Origin of the sequence: Spirosoma oryzicola (assembly GCF_021233055.1) — a bacterium.
GTDB lineage: Bacteria > Bacteroidota > Bacteroidia > Cytophagales > Spirosomataceae > Spirosoma > Spirosoma oryzicola.
The window spans coordinates 4113136-4132744 of the sequence record NZ_CP089538.1 but is presented as its reverse complement, the minus strand read 5'-3'; the positions used below and the strand labels follow the sequence as shown (position 1 = coordinate 4132744).

At 51.4% G+C, this 19609-nt stretch carries 11 protein-coding genes and 1 riboswitch; of the genes, 4 read left to right on the top strand and 7 right to left on the bottom strand.

The window, feature by feature from the left end:
* Positions 1-45 precede the first annotated feature (45 nt).
* Together LQ777_RS17465 and LQ777_RS17460 are read left to right on the top strand one after the other, a co-directional pair.
* Complete coding sequence (locus LQ777_RS17465; protein WP_232559221.1) at positions 46-2541, top strand: ribonucleoside-diphosphate reductase subunit alpha; 2496 nt, start codon at positions 46-48, stop codon at positions 2539-2541.
* Between the two features lie 203 nt (positions 2542-2744).
* Positions 2745-4337: a M20/M25/M40 family metallo-hydrolase gene (locus LQ777_RS17460; RefSeq protein ID WP_232559220.1), complete on the top strand. Its 1593-nt coding sequence runs from the start codon at positions 2745-2747 to the stop codon at positions 4335-4337.
* A 27-nt stretch (positions 4338-4364) separates the two neighbouring features.
* Here the strand turns inward: LQ777_RS17460 and LQ777_RS17455 are convergent, their stop codons facing one another.
* The 5 genes from LQ777_RS17455 to LQ777_RS17435 all read right to left on the bottom strand — a co-directional run bounded on the left by LQ777_RS17455 (position 4365) and on the right by LQ777_RS17435 (position 12629).
* Complete coding sequence (locus LQ777_RS17455; RefSeq protein WP_232559219.1) at positions 4365-5456, bottom strand: DUF5074 domain-containing protein; 1092 nt, start codon at positions 5454-5456, stop codon at positions 4365-4367.
* Positions 5457-5676: 220 nt separating this feature from the next.
* On the bottom strand, positions 5677-7677 hold the full coding sequence (locus tag LQ777_RS17450) for a TonB-dependent receptor plug domain-containing protein (protein WP_232559218.1): 2001 nt from the start codon (positions 7675-7677) through the stop codon (positions 5677-5679).
* Positions 7678-7821: 144 nt separating this feature from the next.
* Positions 7822-8011, bottom strand: a riboswitch (cobalamin riboswitch).
* 106 nt (positions 8012-8117) lie between these two features.
* A complete protein-coding gene (locus tag LQ777_RS17445) occupies positions 8118-9494 on the bottom strand; it encodes a M16 family metallopeptidase (RefSeq protein WP_232559217.1) in 1377 nt (458 codons plus the stop codon).
* A gap of 48 nt (positions 9495-9542) precedes the next feature.
* Complete coding sequence (locus LQ777_RS17440; protein ID WP_232559216.1) at positions 9543-10886, bottom strand: M16 family metallopeptidase; 1344 nt, start codon at positions 10884-10886, stop codon at positions 9543-9545.
* Between the two features lie 105 nt (positions 10887-10991).
* The gene (locus tag LQ777_RS17435) at positions 10992-12629 is read right to left on the bottom strand and encodes a hypothetical protein (RefSeq protein WP_232559215.1); all 1638 of its coding nucleotides are present in this window, start codon (positions 12627-12629) and stop codon (positions 10992-10994) included.
* Positions 12630-12962: 333 nt separating this feature from the next.
* Here LQ777_RS17435 and LQ777_RS17430 point away from each other — a divergent pair, with 333 nt between their 5' ends.
* Entirely contained in the window at positions 12963-15251 is a 2289-nt protein-coding gene (locus LQ777_RS17430; RefSeq protein WP_232559214.1) for a GH92 family glycosyl hydrolase, read from the top strand.
* 286 nt (positions 15252-15537) lie between these two features.
* On the opposite strand, the gene LQ777_RS17425 is transcribed toward LQ777_RS17430, so the two are convergent.
* Entirely contained in the window at positions 15538-18240 is a 2703-nt protein-coding gene (locus tag LQ777_RS17425) for a permease prefix domain 2-containing transporter (RefSeq protein ID WP_232559213.1), read from the bottom strand.
* Complete coding sequence (locus LQ777_RS17420; RefSeq protein WP_232559212.1) at positions 18237-18575, bottom strand: PadR family transcriptional regulator; 339 nt, start codon at positions 18573-18575, stop codon at positions 18237-18239. Before LQ777_RS17420 ends, LQ777_RS17425 begins: the two co-directional genes overlap by 4 nt.
* 248 nt (positions 18576-18823) lie before the next feature.
* Here LQ777_RS17420 and LQ777_RS17415 point away from each other — a divergent pair, with 248 nt between their 5' ends.
* Entirely contained in the window at positions 18824-19597 is a 774-nt protein-coding gene (locus tag LQ777_RS17415) for an SDR family oxidoreductase (protein ID WP_232559211.1), read from the top strand.
* Positions 19598-19609 lie beyond the last annotated feature (12 nt).

Here is a 19609-nt window from a genome sequence, read left to right as displayed (position 1 = left end):
GAATTCAATATTTATTCCATATATTAAAATATAATCATAACGCTCATGTACGTAATCAAACGTGACGGACGCCGGGAGTCGGTTAAGTTCGACAAGATTACCGCCAGGATCGAAAAACTGTGCTACGGCCTAGATCCGGCTTATGTTCAGCCCGTGGAGGTTGCCATGAAAGTGGTTAACGGCCTCTATGACGGTGTGAAAACCACTGAGCTCGACAATCTGGCCGCTGAAACAGCCGCTTCAATGACCACCAAGCACCCCGATTACGCCATCCTGGCCGCTCGGATTGCTATTTCGAACCTGCACAAAGAGACGAACAAATCGTTTTCCGGTACCATCAAACGGCTGTATACGTACGAAGATCCTAAGACCGGGGAGAACGCAGCACTGATTTCGAAAGAGGTCTACGAGGTAGTTCGCCAGAACGCGGCTTTGCTGGATTCTACCATCATTTACGATCGGGATTATGGGTACGACTATTTCGGCTACAAAACCCTCGAAAAGTCGTATCTGTTGAAGATCAACGGACGGATTGCCGAACGGCCCCAGCATATGCTGATGCGCGTGGCTGTAGGTATTCACATGGACGACATCGACGCGGCTATCGAAACCTATAACCTGCTCAGTGAGAAGTGGTTCACTCATGCAACGCCAACGCTGTTCAACGCCGGAACACCTAAGCCACAGATGTCGAGCTGCTTCCTGCTGACGATGCAGGACGACTCCATCGAAGGTATTTACGATACGCTGAAACAAACCGCCAAGATCTCGCAATCAGCGGGTGGTATCGGTCTGAGCATTCACAACATTCGCGCAACCGGAACCTACATCAAAGGTACCAACGGAACCAGTAACGGGATCATCCCGATGCTGCGCGTGTTTAACGATACGGCGCGCTACGTCGATCAGGGCGGTGGTAAGCGCAAAGGGTCGTTCGCTATTTACCTGGAACCCTGGCACGCGGATATCTATGACTTCCTGGATCTGAAAAAGAACTCCGGAAAAGAAGAAAACCGTGCCCGTGATTTGTTCTACGCGCTCTGGACGCCCGATCTGTTCATGAAGCGGGTTGAGGACAATGATGTCTGGTCGCTGTTCTGCCCCCACGAATGCCCCGGTATGGCGGATTGCTACGGTGAAGAATTCGAAGCACTGTACACCCGCTACGAACGCGAAGGCCGTGCCCGCCGGACGGTAAAAGCGCAGGATTTGTGGTTCAAGATTCTGGAATCGCAAACCGAAACGGGTACGCCGTACATGCTGTACAAAGATGCGGCCAACAAAAAGTCGAACCAGAAAAACCTGGGTACGATCAAGTCGTCGAACCTGTGCACGGAGATCATTGAATATACGGCTCCCGACGAGGTAGCGGTTTGTAACCTGGCGTCGATAGCATTGCCGAAGTTCATCACACGCGGTAACGATGGTATGTTGCGGTTCGACCACGATAAGTTATACGAGGTTACCAAAACGGCTACGCGTAACCTGAACAAAATCATCGACATCAACTATTACCCAGTTGATGAAGCGCGTCGGAGCAACATGCGCCACCGGCCAATTGGCTTGGGCGTGCAGGGCTTGGCGGATGCCTTTATCCTGCTGCGGATGCCGTTTGAGTCGGATGAAGCGCGTCGCCTGAACGAAGATATTTTCGAAACTATCTATTTCGGAGCCATGACCGCTTCGATGGAACTGTCGAAAGTACAAGGCCCTTACGAAACCTGGAAAGGCTCACCTATCTCGCAGGGTATTTTCCAGTTCGATATGTGGGACCGTGACGGCGAACCGGTGAAACCAAAGTCGGGCCGTTGGGATTGGGAAAGCCTGCGTAAAGAGGTTGTTGAACACGGCGTTCGGAACTCGCTATTGCTGGCACCGATGCCAACCGCTTCGACCTCGCAAATTCTGGGTAACAACGAATGCTTCGAGCCGTATACAAGCAACATCTACACGCGTCGTGTGTTGTCGGGTGAGTTTGTCGTGGTTAACAAGCACCTGCTTAAAGATCTCGTAAAACTAGGCTTGTGGAACGATACCATGAAGAACAACCTGATCCTGGCCAACGGGTCGATTCAGGCGATTCCCGGTATTCCGCAGAATATCAAAGAGCTGTACAAAACGGTTTGGGAGATCAAGCAGAAAAATATCATCGACATGGCCGCCGACCGGGGTGCGTACATCTGTCAGTCGCAGTCGTTGAACATTCACATTCAGGATTCGAACTTTGGTAAACTAACATCGATGCACTTCTACGCGTGGAAGGCAGGTCTGAAAACGGGTATGTACTACCTGCGTACCAAAGCTGCTGCCGATGCCGTTAAGTTTACCGTTGTTCAGCCACAAGCCGAACCACAGCTGGAGCCCGCTATGGCCGAAACCGCACCCATCGAGAAGCCACTCGATTACGCGCAGTACGCAAAAGAGCACGCTACCAACGCTGTACCAACGCCGGTGCCGATGGTAACCGACCTCGAACAGCAATACGCTGCTATGACCTGCTCGCTCGACGATCCCGAAGGTTGCGAAATGTGCGGATCGTAAGCAATAAGCTTTCCTTATCTGTTGACTCCCGGCCAGACTAAATCTGGCCGGGATTTTTTTTTGTCTATTAGAAAGAACAGACTTGTGCTTATTTTAAGATATTTATCTACTATCTATTGAAATTAGCCATTTATCCGGTAGATTATTTTTTATGAACGGTTGTGTGTTTTAATTCGCTACAGGTCTTATCATAGCATGTCAAAATGACTTTTCAGCAAACGAATCAATACTACTATCCTTTTGTCAAACTCCGCTGTCAGTGCCTTGTCTGGATTGCTTTTTGGCTTGTCGTTAGTTATCCAGGTAGTGTTTTAGCGCAGAGTCCGAGTTCTAAGCAGATAGACGCGTTGGTTGACAAGCAGCTATGGCCTGCCATCGATGAGCTTAGCGCGTATGTGGCCTTACCCAATGACGCGGTCAATGCATCGGATATTCTCAACAACATTGCGTGGACCGAAAAAGCGTTGGCGAAACGAGGATTCCAGACAACCGTACTCAAAACCGCTAATCTGCCGCTGGTTCTGGCCGAGAAAACATTTCCTAAAGCTACCCAAACGGTTCTGTTTTACTTTCACCTGGACGGTCAACCGGTACGGGCTAATGAATGGAATCAGAAAGATCCGTTTGTGACCGTACTGAAGGAGAAAACGGGCGCCGGTGACTATAAAGAATTGAGTTCTAATCCACCTAAGACAGTAGTTAACGACGAGTGGCGTCTGTTCGGTCGGTCCACGTCGGATGATAAAGGGCCGATCATTATGATGCTCAACGCGCTCGACATTGTACAGGACCAAAAGAAAACCCCGCCTTTCAACGTAAAAATCATCATTGATTCGGAGGAAGAGAAAGGCTCACCTTCATTGAAAGGGGCACTGGACACGTATAAAGATAAATTGCGGGCCGATTACATGATTGTCATGGACGGTCCGATGCATTCATCCAACCTGCCAACGCTCACGTTCGGCTGTCGGGGAAACGCCGGGTTCACCATTACGACCTACGGACCTGCTACCCCTCAGCACAGCGGTCATTTTGGCAACTACGCGCCCAATCCGGCCTTTCGGCTCGCCCGGCTGATTACGTCGATGAAAGATGAGCAGGGGAGGGTCCTGATTCCGGATTTCTACGAGGGTATCGCGTTCGATGATGAAACAAAAAAGATCATGGCCGCCGTGCCGGATAAGGAACAGGACATCAACAAAGCGTTGCTGATTACCCAGGAGGACAAAGTAGGCAGTAATTACCAGGAGTCGCTGCAATATCCGTCGCTGAATGTCCGGGGCATGAAGTCCGCTGAGATCGGCAAAGGGGCCGCAACCATTGTGCCGAGTGAAGCTACCGCGCTGTTCGACATTCGGCTGGTGCCCGAAACCGACGGAAAACGGATGGTCGAACTGGTCCGCAAGCACATCGAAAAGCAAGGGTTTACCGTACTGGACCATGTACCTACACCCGAAGAACGATTGAAATACGCGCAGCTTGTTTACTTCGAAGGCAATGCAGGTACGCCAGCTTTCCGAACGAATATTAACGAACCGATGGGCGTCTGGCTGCGAAAAGCACTGACCGATGGGTTTGGGAAAGATCCGGTCAGGAGGGACCCGGTAATCATCCGTATCATGGGAGGAACGGTACCCGTTGTTCCGTTTATTCAGGCGCTGAACATTCCGGCAGTCATCGTTCCGCTGGTTAACATGGACAACAACCAGCATAGCCCCAACGAAAACTTACGACTCGGTAACTTACGGACAGGTATAAAAACCTGCCTGTCTATTCTGACAACACCGCTGAATTAGCGCTACCCCTCAAGACGTACCAGATAGTTACCGGAAGAAGAAACGGCTGGGGGCAATGCCAACCCGAACGGAGTCAACCAGAGCGCCGTTGGGCTGGTAGCGAAGCACGTAACCCGGTTGATCATTCGAAGGCGTCACAGCGGCATAAATCAATCCGCGTGCGTCATTGGGGTCTGTACTGAGTCCACTGAAGAAACGGCGTATAAACGGTGTACTGGCCTGAATGTCCGTATCGTTGATCGAAAAACGGTACGTTTCGCCCCGCAATCTGCCGTTATCGTTGTAGGAATTGACAAAGAAAAAAAGCTTTCGGTCGGCGCTCAGCGTGATGGCGCTGGGCGTTCGGGAGCCATTGCCAACGCGCAGCCGGGTTTCGACTAGTTTCGTCGCTGGATTGATGCGCACCATTTCGTTGGTTGACGATACATAGGCCCACAGCTTTTGATTGAAATCATAGCCGACTGGATTAGCATTGACGCCCGCATCGATACCCGGCTGAACAACCTCATCCGTGTCTGTATTGATCACGGTGAGTACCCGTTCGCCACCCGCGCTGCCCACAAACACTTCTTTGTCGACTAGTACCATGCGTTCGGCACCTTTCGGAACCGGTATCTTTTTGCTGACGGTCCGGGAGGCTAGGTTCAGCACCAGGATATAGCCGGGGTTAGCAAAGGCGTTTCCTCCGCTTCCTACGGCATCCCAGCAACTGATATACGCCTTGTTGGGGGCGGCATAAATAACGAATCGCGGATTTTCTACGTCCGGTGATTGGAACGTCACCAGTGATTTAAACGTACCCGATTCAACGACTTCAACTTTATCCTGACCCGCAGCGTTGTTATCGAGCAGAATCACCCCTTTCCCATCGATCTCTACATAGTCTTTGATAACGCCGGTCAAGGATCGTCCATTAGCAGCGGTAAACACATCGTTCGTAACCGTATTGGTGTTGCGAGCGATAAAGGAAATTGTCCCGTTATTGGCTGAGGGAGAACCGGCGTTGACAACGTACGCACCCCGCTCATAGGGCGAAGGCGGGGCATCTCCAACGTGGCAGGCTTCACTAAAAAGCGTCAGAAAAGCAAGGCTAAGGCTGTTGAGTAGAAGAGTACGCATGGTCATAAACGTTACGGCTGAGCTATTTTATTAGACAAAGAACCGATTTATTGCTGACATACCGCGCTCCCTGACGCTTTTTTTGTGCCTGAAATTACCCTCCGCGTACTCCGGTTAGTTACCCGTTTGCGAAAGACCTCGTTGTTGTTCTCTGGTTGCTGCCAACCGGCCTGAATGCATCATCTTCGTTACCAATGAGCCGATTTGACTGCCTTACCCCTTACCAAGTAAAGCGAATACCAATGTTCGCATTCCGACGGCGGGTGTTATAGCCGTAGACATCGTAATAGGTTTGGTCAAACAAATTACGGACATCAGCGAATAAACGCAGTTTAGGCGTAATCTGCCCTTCCGCGTACAGATCAATCGTGGTATAAGAGGCCAGCGTCACGCTCTCCGTTGTAAAGGTTTCTCCGTTATAAAAACGATCGGTACGCTCACCAATGGAGCGCATCGTGGCGGAAACGAACAGGCGCGGTATAATCTGATAGCCTACGCTCAGGTTGATCTGTGTCTTGGGTCGCCGAAACAGGTTGTTGTAGGTCGTGTCGCGTCCGGCATTAGCAGTCGTTACCTTACCCGTTAGCCAGGTTACGTTGCCTGACAGGGTCAGTTTGTTGATAGCCGCCTGTGCTTCCAGTTCCAGACCGTGATCGTGCTGCCGGTCGAAGTTGATATAACGACCGAAGGGTGCGCTGTTCAGCGATTCAAAAAATACAACGTCCTTGATCTGCCGGTCGAAATAAACGGCCCGGACCCAGGCCGTGCGGCTTTTGGTGAATACTTGCAATCCGGCTTCGGTGGAGACGCTGTATTCGGGCCGCAGTGTTTTGTTGCCGTACGGCGAGAATAACTGGTAAAGCGAAGGCGCGCGGAATCCCGACGACAGGTTAGCAAAGATCTTGATCCGATCCGACAGTAGGTAAGACGGGTTAAACGAGTACGTAAACACGTTTCCGTACAACGAATTCCGGTTAAATCGACCACCCAGCTCAACCGAAAGACCCCGGTATGGGGTGAGGATGGCCGTGGCATACACACCAACTTGCCCAACACGAGCGGTATCTTTTCCAATGGATGGCGACTGGTAAGGACCGTACTGGCTGATCGACAGGTAGCTTTGGTCGGTGTTGCTAAAACGATAATCCGCACCAGTCAGCAATTCGCCCCAGGAACCTAGCTTCAGGTTGTGATACACTTCCGCAAAGTGAGCCAGCCCTCCGTATTGCTGGTACGAGTAAATCTCTGATGCGTTCGGCTCAACCGCTGTCGAGTCGTTCTTAAACATCCGGCGGCTATCACCGATGCTGTAGTTAAACGACAGTTTGCCCTGGGCGTGTTTGTAATCAAAGCCAGTCGCTAACCGCTTGAACTGGCTCTTGAACGTGAAATCTTTATCATCGGCAAACGCTCCGGCGTCGATGTCGGCGGAGTAGGCCGTCGTCAAACCCTGTACTTTCAGCGTAAGCCGTGACGTTGGTTGAAACGCGAAATTGGCCAGTAAGGCGTTCTGCCGGTAACCATCCTTGTCAAAATTATTTGTGCCGGTGGGATCGGTGGCCGACGAGAAACCCGCCGACGACAGCCGCGTGTACTGCACGTTGTACGATAGCCTATTGGTTTGGCCGCTTACGCCCACGCTTCCCCGAAAAGTTTTGTACGTACCGTAGTTAACCGTTGCATTCACGCCAAACGGCTTTCGGCCAACGGCATTGCTGCTCGCGCGCTTCGTAAAAATGTTGATGACGCCCGCCACTGCATCGGAACCGTAACTGGTTGATTGCGCTCCCCGTAAGATTTCGATCCGGTCGCACTCGCCCACGGTCAGCAGGTTCAGGTCGAAGGTGTTCGCTACGCCAGACGGATCATAAACCGGCAGTCCGTCCAGCAGAATCAACGTATTACCGGCTGAGGCTCCCCGTAGAAAAATGTCGGTGTTGGTGCCGAGTGGTCCATTCGAACCGACGATTTGCAGACCGGCCTGCCGCGACAGCAGTTCGCTCACGGATTGTGTTGCGTAGCGTTGCAATACCGAGTCAGACAGTACCGTAACGACTTTGCCGGTTTGGGAAAGCTTTTGTTCGATCTTGTTGGCCGTGACCGTCACGGCATCCAGTTGAACGGAGTTCGAAGAAGGAACTTGTGGATTGTCCTGCGCCAGAGCGGACAGGGAGGATACGGCCAGAGCCGCCGAAAGAAACGTACTGATTTTGCTCATCATTAATCAGGTAAAATGAGATTAAGTAATGAGCTGTCGGAAACTGAAATAAAAGACAAACGAACCGTTGCTCGTTTGTGACCGCACAGGTGACGCGCCACCTAACCGAACTGTCTTTCATCTCCGGCTTTTTACCCGAAAGCTCGAATCATGAATTCGTTTGAGGCAGGTCTTCTGGCTTGTTCTACCGACAACGCCTTCCCGCCAAACGGCAGTGGCTTTTTAGTTATCAGCTGGTAATTAGAACTTACAGCTACGGGAATAGCCCCGGATTTACACCGGTGTTCCCTTTTAATCACCCTTACGAGAAGGGCAAACCTAAAACGAGCGGACAAATATAGGCCATAAACGCGTAAGACGGCCATCCGGTCCGTCCCGAATCAATGTGTCGGTACGAATTTACCGGACAGTGTATTCGAGGGGGGACCAGATGGGCGCGTTATTTAAAAGCCGTCGGCCTTAATTTCCTTTTCGGTGATTGTGCCGTACTTCTTGACCTTTTCGCGGATGGTATCCGCTTTGCCGATCAGCACGAATTGCAGGTTGTTTTTTGGGAAATACTGATCGATGATTTGCCGCGTTTTCGCTACCGTCAATCCATCGACATTCTTCTGGAAATTGTTGATAAACGACTCGTCAAAACCCAGACTAAACATATCCGTCAGCAGGTCGGCCAGCGAACCGGCGGATTCGTATCGGGGCGGGAAATCGGCTTTGACGTAGTTTTTAGCCGAAAGCAGCGTTTTCTCGTCGATACCCGTGCGGTGCAGGCTGTCCAGTACCTGAAGGGCCATATCAATGGCCTCCGTGGTGGTACTCACTTTCGTAAACGTCGAAATGGCGAAGGTACCGCTGTTGCGGAACGTACCGAACCGGCTACCGGCCCCGTAGGTCAATCCCGAATTGACGCGTAGCGCGTCGTTGAGCCAGGACGTAAACCGACCGCCCAGAATGGTGTTGACTACCACGACCGGAATGTAATCGGGATTGTTTTGCGTGATGCCTTTGCCGCCAATCAAAAAGGTCGTTTCGCGGGCATCGTCTTTGTTGACCAGCAAGACCCGGTTTTTGTCGAACGAAACCGTTGGGTCCGTTAGTTTGGGTGAGGTAGCCGCGGCTGTTTTCCAGTTGCCGAACAAATCGGTGATCCGCTTTTTCATGGCAGCCGTATTGAAGTCACCCACAACCGCGATGGCCGCCCGGTCGGCAGTGTAGTTTTTCTGGTAAAACTGCCGAACGTCATTCGCTGTAATGGCCGATACCGACGAAGGGGTTCCCGAAATCGGGTTGGCATACGGGTGGTTTTCGAATACGAACCGGTTGAAATACGAATTGACAACCCCACGCGGACTTTCTTTTTGCTGCGTTAGCTGGAGCAGTTGCCGCTGTTTATACTTGTCGAACTCACCTTTGTCGAACGTCGGTTTGGTGATTACGTCCTGAATAATGTCGAAGAGCAGATCCTGATCTTTCACAGCAAATGAAGCCGTTAGTTTCGCTACTTCCTTTCCGCCATAGGTGTCTACGCTGGCTCCCACGTATTCCGCTTTTTCTTCCAGCTGCGCTTTGGTGTACTTGGAGCTGCCAAACAACAAGGCATCAGCGGTCATATTGGCTAGGCCGTAGCGGTTGCCATCCTGCACAGCGCCCGCGTCGAAGACCACCGACACGTTGATCAGCGGTACTTCGCGCTGTTCCATCAGGTAGACGGTCAAGCCATTTTTGAGTTTAAACTTCTGGTAAGGTGGCACTTTGAATGTCTGCGCCAGCGACACGCCCGCTATAAGCAAGGCGGTTATGATTATGACTATTTTTTTCATACTACAAAGCCCGTCGGTCTTTGAATCATTGGGGATGAATAATCGTAGTTAGTTATTTTTCGCGGGGTTGGTTTTTGGCTCTGGCAGCAGATAGCCAACCGTGCGGTTGCGGGCCGTCAGATACGTTTTGGCCACGCGCTGAATGTCTTCTTTGGTGACTTTCTCGTAAAGCGCCGGTGCTTCGTACAGCTTTTTGTAATCGCCGAAAAACAGCTCATAGGTGCCGAGCGAATTGGCTTTACCGTTGATTGTTTCCATCGTGCGATAGAATTCCATCAGCTTCTGGTTTTTCAATTTCTGCAACTCAACGTCGGTAATGCCTTCCGAGATGACTTTGTCGATCTGGTTAAGCACCGATTTTTCCAGTTGCTCCGCCGAAACATTGCTGGCGGCAATGGCGTAGACCGAAAACAGGTTCGGATCGAACGACTCGCCAAAGTAGCTGGACGCCCGCGAGGCAATGGTCGAATCGAGTACCAGCGATTTAATCAACCGCGACGAGTTTCCCGAACTCAACACACCACTCAGCAAATCAAGCGCGTAGTAGTCGGGGTTGCGGGCTTCGGGGGTGTGGTACGCCATCAGAATGTTCGGCGTAGCAATGTCCTTGTAGGTTGTCACGCGCCGTTCACCGTTTTGGGCCGGTTCTACCGTGCGCAGGCTGTCGGGTAATTTCTGGGCCGGAATCGACTCGATGTACTTTTCGGCCAGCTTCTTTACCTGAGCCGCCGTCACATCACCGACGACCACCGCAACGGCATTGTTGGGCGAGTAATAGGTTTTAAAATACTTTTCTAAATCTTCCTGCGTCCACTTTTTGATGTCGGATTCGAAACCAATGACCGGAAACATGTACGGATGCTCGACAAAAGCGACCGATTTGACCAGTTCGCTGATGACACGGTAGTTGCTGTTTTCCAGACCCGTACTGCGCTCGGACAGCACGACGCCCCGTTCGCTCTGCACCATCTTGGGGTCAATCGCTAAGTCGCGGATGCGGTCGGATTCGAGGTCGAAGATGGTTTCGAGGGCACCGCTCTGGAACCAGTCGGTATAGACCGTCGTGTTTTCGGTCGTGTAGGCATTGTTCGAACCGCCGTTGGCTTCCATCACCCGGTCGAACTGTTTAGGACCGTATTTTTTTGCCCCGTTGAACATCATGTGCTCGAAAAAGTGCGACAGCCCCGTGATGCCGTGGACTTCGTTGCGGGCACCGACTTTCCAGAATGTGTAGAAGTTGGCGTTGGGGATAGAGTGGTCTTCGAGGACCATGAATTTCATGCCGTTCTTGAGCGTGAACGTCTGCACGTCCTCCGGTTTGGGCTTGTTCTGTGCCAGCGCGATACCCACAGAGAGGGTTAGTCCGGCCAGCAGCCCGATTCGTTTGTTCATGGAAATGATTTGCGAATGAAATAGTAAAATGAAACGGTTTTCGGGCTAAAAGACAACAATGCGCGGTTGATGTTGCATCGTGTAATATAGCCGGAAAGCCCGAATTTACTTGTCTGGATTCGTCGTCCCAAAATATACCAGCTCAATTTGTTCGCCGGGCGCAATCACCGATGTTCCTTGTGTATGAATAATCTCGAATTGCTGAACGATATCTTTCCACAAACTATGGCGCATGGGTATGCGATACGTGCGGATCTGCCCATCGTTGACGACGGAAATCGGCAAAACCTGACCATAGTGCGGTCGTGCTCCGCGCGGAAACACAAGTGAATTCTGAATAGGAAACTCCGGATTAATGCCATCGGGCGACTGTCCGTTCAGAAGCCAGGTCAGGTTGAGTTGCTGCTCGGGACCTTTATAACCCATTCGAATGTAGATCGTATCAATGTCGCTGGCCCGCCAGCTTCCCGTCGACGAAAGAATTTTTGTTCCCCGAGCGTTCAGCGGCCCGTTGTCGATGTGGCCGTCGTAGGTGACGGTCCAGTTGTCTACCCGGAATGGCTGCTTTTGGTCGTGGCCGCCATCAAACACGTACCACTGATTGCGGCCGTTGGTCTTGTCGAACCAGAAATCGGGTTTAGTCAGGCGCGGTTGCGCATACACATGCTCCCGAATCTGGGCCTCGGTACCCACGATAAGCGTGAATTCTTTCAGCCATGTATTGTCGCTATCCAGCGGATCGAAAACCCGCCCGCCCAAATAGGTCATGGTATTGCCGCCTTCCCAATTATCGTGAGCCGGAATTGCCGCAACGTTATAATTTGCCCGGTACATCTCGGGTGAATACAGGCCAATCAGCCGGTTTGCGCCAATTTCAACGGCTTCCCAGGGTTCGGTCAGGTAAAAGGACGAGATCTGTTGCGTAATAATCGATCCGCCCTGCGTTTGCGCCCGCTCGATACCGTCCGATGTGCTCGTTGCTGCGTTGGTGAACGGAGCCGATCCGTTATAAAACCGAACGCTCTTGGCTCCGTTAATCATCAGAAACGGCCACTCCTGTTCCTCGAAATTGTAAAAACCTTTGTCGCCACGCTGGTTTGTCAGACGCACTTTTACATGCACCTTGTTCTCATCGAGCCGTACCCATTGCTCATAAAAGAAAGGCAGCAGTCGCTTGTCCTGATGCGCCCAGGAAAGGCATTGCGTTTTCGTGTAGATGTACCCATTAATCAGACCGTGAAATAATACCGGCGAGGAATTGCCACCATCGTCACCCGCCTGCAACGGATTGTACCCCACACCTTTCCAGCGGGGTGAATCATCGGCAAAGGAGCGAGGCCCGGCGTAAGAAGCAAAACCCGATTCGCGCCCTTTATCGAAGAAATTAACCAAATATTGATTGGTCGTCTTGTCGTAGATCTGGATCGATCCGCCGTACTCTTTCCGTACTTCCAGCCGAAGCGTGGCCGATTCCTGAACCGTAGTAGCTCCAATCGCGCGGCCATTGATCAGGTTGCCGTTGTAGCTCAGCCACTCGGCTTCCTGAGCCGGGACCGTGTACGTAAAAGGACCAACGGTACTTGACGATACGACAGTAGCGGGTGGAACGACCACAGCGGGCGGTGCCGGATTACCGCCAGTTCCCGGAGTGGGCCATGTAAGCGGAGCATCTTTGCAACCCTCTAGTCCAAGAATACCTATAAAAATGGTTACGATGAGAAGGCGATAAGGTGATTGATTCATGTGGAAAAGGTAAAGAATACTGCTGGTTGATGAGCTATCAATACGTATGCCAGGCGTTGATTGAGAGGACGTACAAGTAAGAAACGAGCGATCGTACGCAGTACCACGTTTATGTTTTATCGAATAATTAACGACTGCGCAGGAATAACGGTATGAAAAATACGGTTTGTTGGACTTAAATAAGCCAGATCCGGCAATAAATCGTTTCCAGCTGGCTATAATCTTTGGTAGCGGTCCAGGCTGGTGCGGGATAATAGACCTCCATGGGCGATGCGAATAGGGGTTTAGCGAAGCTTTTCGTACCTTTTAGCCTTATTTCTACTCATTCAGAAAATGATTAAAGTAAACCTGACCATCCTCTTTCAATTCGTTTTACTTGTTTCCTACGCTCAACAAAACCTGGTTCCTTATGTGCACCCGCTGATCGGTACCGAGAAAATGGGGCACACCTTCCCCGGCGCTACCGTTCCCTTCGGCTCTGTTCAGCTAAGTCCTGACTCCGATACGCTATCCTACGAACTCAACGGCAAATACAACGGCGATGTGTACAAGTACTGCGCTGGTTATAAGTACGAAGACAAAACGATTGTCGGTTTCAGCCACACGCATTTCAGCGGTACGGGCCATTCCGATCTGGGCGATTTCCTGATTATGCCCACGCAGGGCGCTTTACAGCTCAATCCGGGGGTGGCCTCGAATCCAAAGAGCGGCTACCGCTCGGCTTTCTCTCACGCGAATGAAGTGGCCGAAGCAGGCTACTACAAAGTAAAGCTCGACGATCACAAAATTCTGGCCGAGCTGACCGCTTCGAACCGGGTCGGTTTTCACCAGTACACGTTTCCCAAGTCCGACCAGTCGCACATCATTCTCGATTTAATGCATGGCATCTACAATTACGACGACAAGACCGTCTGGACATTCGTACGCGTGGTGAACGACACACTGGTGACTGGTTACCGGCAAACCAACGGCTGGGCGCGCACCCGCACGGTGTACTTTGCCTTGTCGTTCTCGAAGCCGTTCAAAAGCTACGGTCAGAAAAATCTGGACAAAGCGCAGGTCTACAAAGGCTTCTGGCGCAAGTTTGACCAGACCCGCAATTTTCCGGACATCGCTGGTAAGCGGATTCGGATGTATTTCGACTTCGACACGGAAGAAGGCGAGCAGGTAAAGCTAAAAATGGCTTTATCGCCAGTTAGCCAGGAAAATGCCCTGGCGAATATGCGGGCCGAAGTTCCGCACTGGAATTTCGAGCAGGTCAAAGCCAAAGCGCAGGCCGACTGGAACCGGGAGCTGAACAAAATTCAGATTGACGCGTCGGAAACCGATAAGGTGAATTTCTACACATCGCTGTACCATACCTTCATTAATCCGACGGAGTATATGGACGTGAATGGGCAGTACAAAGGCTTGGATCAGGGTGTTCATCAGGCAGCGGGATTTACGAATTATACGACGTTCTCGCTGTGGGATACGTACCGGGCGTTGCATCCGTTTTTCAATCTTATGCAGCCCGCCCGTAACAATGACATGGTCAAATCTATGCTTAGTCACTACGATCAGAGCACGTTGAAAATGCTGCCGGTCTGGTCGCACTACGCCAACGACAACTGGTGCATGAGCGGCTACCACAGCGTGTCAGTAATAGCCGACGCAGTTATCAAAGGCGTATTCAACGGCGACGCCCAAAAAGCGCTCGATGCCTGCATTGCTACCTCCAATCACCGCGATTACGAAGGAATCGGCGACTACATCGACAAGGGCTACATTCCGGCGTCGGCTAATGGAACATCGGTGTCGAACACGCTGGAATATGCCTACGACGACTGGTGTATCGCCCAGATGGCGAAGAAACTAAACCGGCAGGACGTGTACGAAACCTACCGCAAACGCGCTCAGAACTGGCAAAACGTGTTCGATAAGTCGATTGGCTTCATGCGTCCGCGCCTGACCGATGGGTCGTTCAAGAAAGAGTTTGATGTGCTCAGTACGCACGGGCAAGGGTTTATCGAAGGAAATTCATGGAACTTCAGCTTCTTCGTCCCTCAGGACCCGGCGTCTTTGATCCAGTACATGGGTGGCCCCAAGAAGTTTGCGGCCCGGCTCGATACGTTGTTTGCCATGAACCTGCCCGACAAGTTTTTTGCCGAAACCGAAGATATTACGCGCGAAGGCATCATTGGCGGCTACATTCACGGCAACGAACCGGCGCACCACGTCGCTTATCTGTACAACTGGGCGGGCCAACCCTGGAAAACGCAGGAGCGCGTTCGTATGATTCTTAATATGCAGTACAAACCCACTCCCGACGGTCTGGGCGGTAACGACGATTGCGGGCAGATGAGCGCCTGGTATATGTTCTCGTCGATGGGTTTTTATCCCGTAGCGCCGGGATCAGACGAATACGCCTTGGGTAGTCCATCGGTTAAGAGTGCCCGATTGCAACTCGAAAATGGTCAGACGTTTACAGTTGAGGCCATCAACCAGAGCGACAAAAATGTGTACGTTCAAAAAGTGCTTTTAAACGGCAAACCACTAACGCAGCCAAGCATTACGCACGCTGATATTCTAAAAGGCGGTAAACTGACGTTTTACATGACCAACAAACCCGTCAGGAAATAACCTATTTTTCAGTGGTGTCGGTTTTGCGAACCAGTATTGTCCGAAATGTTAAATTTGCTTCGATCCGATGTCCTTCTATAGTGGTGTCGGCGGGGCCGCCCGCGCGGTTCTCAAAACCGACACTTCGCGTCAGCAATCTGTGTCGGTTTCTTAAAACCGACACCACCACATCATGCATTGTACGGATTTCGGACAATACTGTTTTGAGAACCGCGCGGGCGGACCCGCCGACACCACCAAATGGGTGGCCTTAGCGATACCACTTTCAGCATGGGGAGCAAGACTTTTAGTCCGTTCGTAAACTCTTTACCGGGTTGGTCAGGGCGGCTTTTAAGCTCTGGAAGCTGATGGTCAGGAGCGTAATCAGGACCACTGCCAAACCCGCCAAGGCAAACACCCACCACGCCACATCAATCTTGTAGGCGAAATCCTGCAACCACGTTGTCATCGCCCACCACGCCACTGGCGAAGCAATAAACAAGGCAATGATAACCAGCTTCAAAAAGTCTTTCGACAGTAAGCCGACGATACTGCCGACACTGGCCCCAAGCACTTTACGAATGCCAATTTCTTTCGTGCGCTGTTCGGCGGTGAACGTAGCCAGACCAAACAAGCCCATGCAGGAAATCAGGATGGCGATGGCCGTCGCCAGATTGACAAGTTGAGCAGTTTTCTGCTCTTTCTCGTAGAGTTTGGCAATGGAATCATCAAGAAATGCGTAGTCGAATTTGTTGTCTGGGTACACCTCATTCCAGGCTTGTTCAATACTCGCTAGCGTTGCTTTCAAATCGTCGGCGTGCCTGCCTTTTGTCGTTAGTCTGACGCCAATATTGCGTGCTAGTTGGGGGATGTAGCCAATAAAAGACGAGGAGATTTTTTCGTGAAATGACTGTTCGTGGAAATCGGCGACAACGCCAACGACAGGATACATTTTATCGTTGAATTGGAGCTGTTGGTTTACCGCGTCGGCTGGCTTTTTGAAGCCCATAGCTTTGGCAAAAGTCGCGTTGATGACCAGTTCACGAAGCGAATCCCCTGGATGAAAATTTCGACCCGCCAGCAAGCGTAACTGATAGAGCGGTATATAATTGGCATCGCCCACCTTGATCGAAGACTTCATATCTACCGTCTTTTTTCCGGGATATTTCAGCTTGGTCATCATGTATGCACCGCCCATCGGCGAAAACCATTGCATCGATATCCGATCAACACCCGATAACCGTTTAATTTTTTCGGCCAGTACCTGACTTTTATCATCACGCAGGGTGCGTACTTCAAGCGTAGCGTTCGTGGTAAAGCCCAGATCTTTGTTGCGCATGAAATCAAGCTGCTGACCGACGATCAACGTGGCAATAATGAAAACCAGCGACACCGTAAACTGAAACACAATCAGCCCTTTCCGGAAATACCCTTTCTGGCTACCGGGCAAGGCGTTTTGCCCTTTTAATGTCAACGCTGGCAGGTACGATGATAAGAGCCAGGACGGATAAAAACCGGCCAGCAACGACGTGATCAGCACCATCGCCACCAGAAAAGCGAGCGTTTTGAGACTGAATAAACTGTACGTTAAGCCGTTTGGCGTCAAGGATTGAATCGATGACAGGATCGGCTTCGTAAGCAGTAAAGCCAGCACTACCGCCAGGCAGGTTAGCAGCGCTGTTTCGCTCAGAAACTGAACGATCAGGCTGTTCCGGCTGCTTCCCATGACTTTGCGAATACCGATTTCTTTTGACCGCTGAACAGACTGTGCCGTCGATAGATTGATAAAATTGATAGCCGCAATGATCAGAATGAAAGCCGCAACACCCATCAGGCCGTATAGGGTCGGGAGGTGCGCTTTTCGGGAGTAGTTGTCATCATAATTAGCATTGAAATGAAGGTCGAAAAGTGGCTGTAAACTCGGCCAGAACTTCATTTCCTTCGCGTAGTGACGCTTCGAAAATTGTCCAAATTGAGCGGCTAGCTGAGCGGGTGTTGTACCCTGGGGCAGTTTAACGAAAGCCTGTGATGCCGACCAGTTGTCGTTCCATTGATCGAGGTCGATGTCCTGCTTTAGCTGACTGGCCCGTACCGTAGCCATCGAAATAAAATCGGTAAACGTAAAGTCGGTTGGCTGCTCCCAGTCTTGCACGATACCCGCCACGCTAGTCCGTATCGAATCCCGGTAAATGACTTCTTTGCCCAGCATCTGCTGGAGGGGAATGTCACCAAAATAGGTGCGTGCTTTGCGCTCGGATAGTACTAGTTTGAACGGTTCATTGAGCGCTGTGCGGGGATTGCCAGCGAGCCATTTGTAGTTGAAAACAGAAAAGTACTGTGGATCAGCAACGATAATATCCGCATTGTTGCCTGTGCTCCGGCGGCTTTCGAAGCGTACCGGCTTTTCGCTGCCGTTCGGAATCAGTACGTCGGTTTCGATATTGTGAAAAGCGGTTACCGTTTCCACGCCCGCAATCTCGTTTCGAACAGCCGCCGGAACCGCATTGGGAACAAAACCAACGGGATGCCGTTCGTCGTTCGCTTCATATTTTACGTCGCCAACAAGCCGGTAAATCCGCTCCTTATCGGGATGAAACGTGTCGTAGCTTAGCTCGTAGTTGGTGATCAGGTAGATAACCAGGCAGGCCGTTACGCCCAGCGTCAGGCCAAACAGGTTGATGAGCGTACTGGCTTTGTGCTTGACCAGATTACGAAAGGCGATTCTGAAAAAGTTGCGTAGCATGGCAGGATTTAGGAAAAAAGGGGAGGGATAGTCCGTTGGATTTCGTTTGATCGCGAAGGGTTTCAGGAAACTCAGCACTTCTTTGGCGTACTGCCGCCGGGCGGATCGCTCGCCCAGCTGGGTTTGATTGCGCTCAAAGCGTTCGTGCAAGTCGCCCTGCACTTCTTCCAGCAGATGTGGAGCGCAGAACCATTCGAGCAGCCGGTCGGCCCAACGGGGCGGGGCTACTGGTTTTTCTGGGCTGTCTAGTCGTTTCTTAGCGTTCATAGGCTGATAGCCGGTAAAGCGTTGGGCGCAATGGAACTCCACAACTGGTCGCGCGTGGCCCGAATGTCATGCAGCGTCCGGCTACCTAATGCCGTGACCGCGAACAGCCGTTTACGACGTCCTCCGCGTTCGGCGGTGGCATCACCCATGCGGGAAGACAGCATCCCTTTTTCTTCCAACCGATGGAGGGCGGCATGAACGGCGCTGATGCTTACCGAGCGCCCGGTCTGTCGATCAAGCTCATCGGTAATCGCCACGCCATAAGCGCCATCGCCCAGCACGGCAACCGTCAATAAAACCACCTCTTCGAACTCGCCCAGATACGATCTTCTCATACGATTGAGATATATTCAATTTTTGTAGAACAAATGGCTTGCCAGGATTAAAAAAGTCTTTTTCGGTTAAAATGGACTGCTTTTCGGATTAACACGGTTGTACGAATTCGGACACAACAGTCCGAAGCCGAACAGACGCGCTTGTCGATAAACCTGTTTTAAATTAAGCGGAAAACAAGCTTTGTTCTGCGGAAATTGGCGTTTAGTTTCGCGCTTATTAGCGAGAAAAACGTGTAAAAAGCTATTGTATGAATCAAACGCTGTGGTCGTTGAGCGGTCAACGTGCGCTCGTAACGGGCGGAACCAAAGGTATCGGCGAGGCTATTGTCCGTCAGTTTCTCGATCTGGGAGCCTCGGTTTTTATCGTGGCTCGCGACAATGAATTGCTTCAGAGACAGATCAACGATTACCGGCAGCAAGGCCATACGGTCGAGGGAATTGCGGCCGATGTTAGTCAGCCGGGCGTAGCGGCTCAGATCATTGAATCCGTAAAAACGACCTGGGGTAAGCTGGATATTCTGGTCAACAATGCCGGATCGAATATCCGGAAACCCACTGCCGAATACAGTCCTGCCGAGTACGATTATGTGTTGAACACCAACCTGCGCTCGGCCTACGAACTAAGTCAGGCGGCTTACCCGATGCTGAAGGAATCCGAAGCGGGTGGAAAAATCGTTTTCGTATCGTCAGTGTCGGGGCTTACACATACCAGTAGTGGCTCGTTGTATGGCATGACCAAAGCGGCTATGCTGCAACTGACGCGCAATTTGGCGGTCGAATGGGCGTCGGATGGAATTCGGGTGAATGCGGTTGCGCCCTGGTACATCAATACGCCCTTAGCCGCGCCGGTTCTGACCAATCCCGAAAAGTTAGGTGGCATTCTTAAGCGAACGCCCATGAACCGGATTGGCGAACCCGCCGAGGTAGCATCCGCCGTTTCGTTTCTGACGATGCCCGCATCGGGCTATATCACTGGTCAAGTCATTGCCGTAGATGGCGGATTACTGGCCTGGGGTTACTAAGCACGGTAGTAA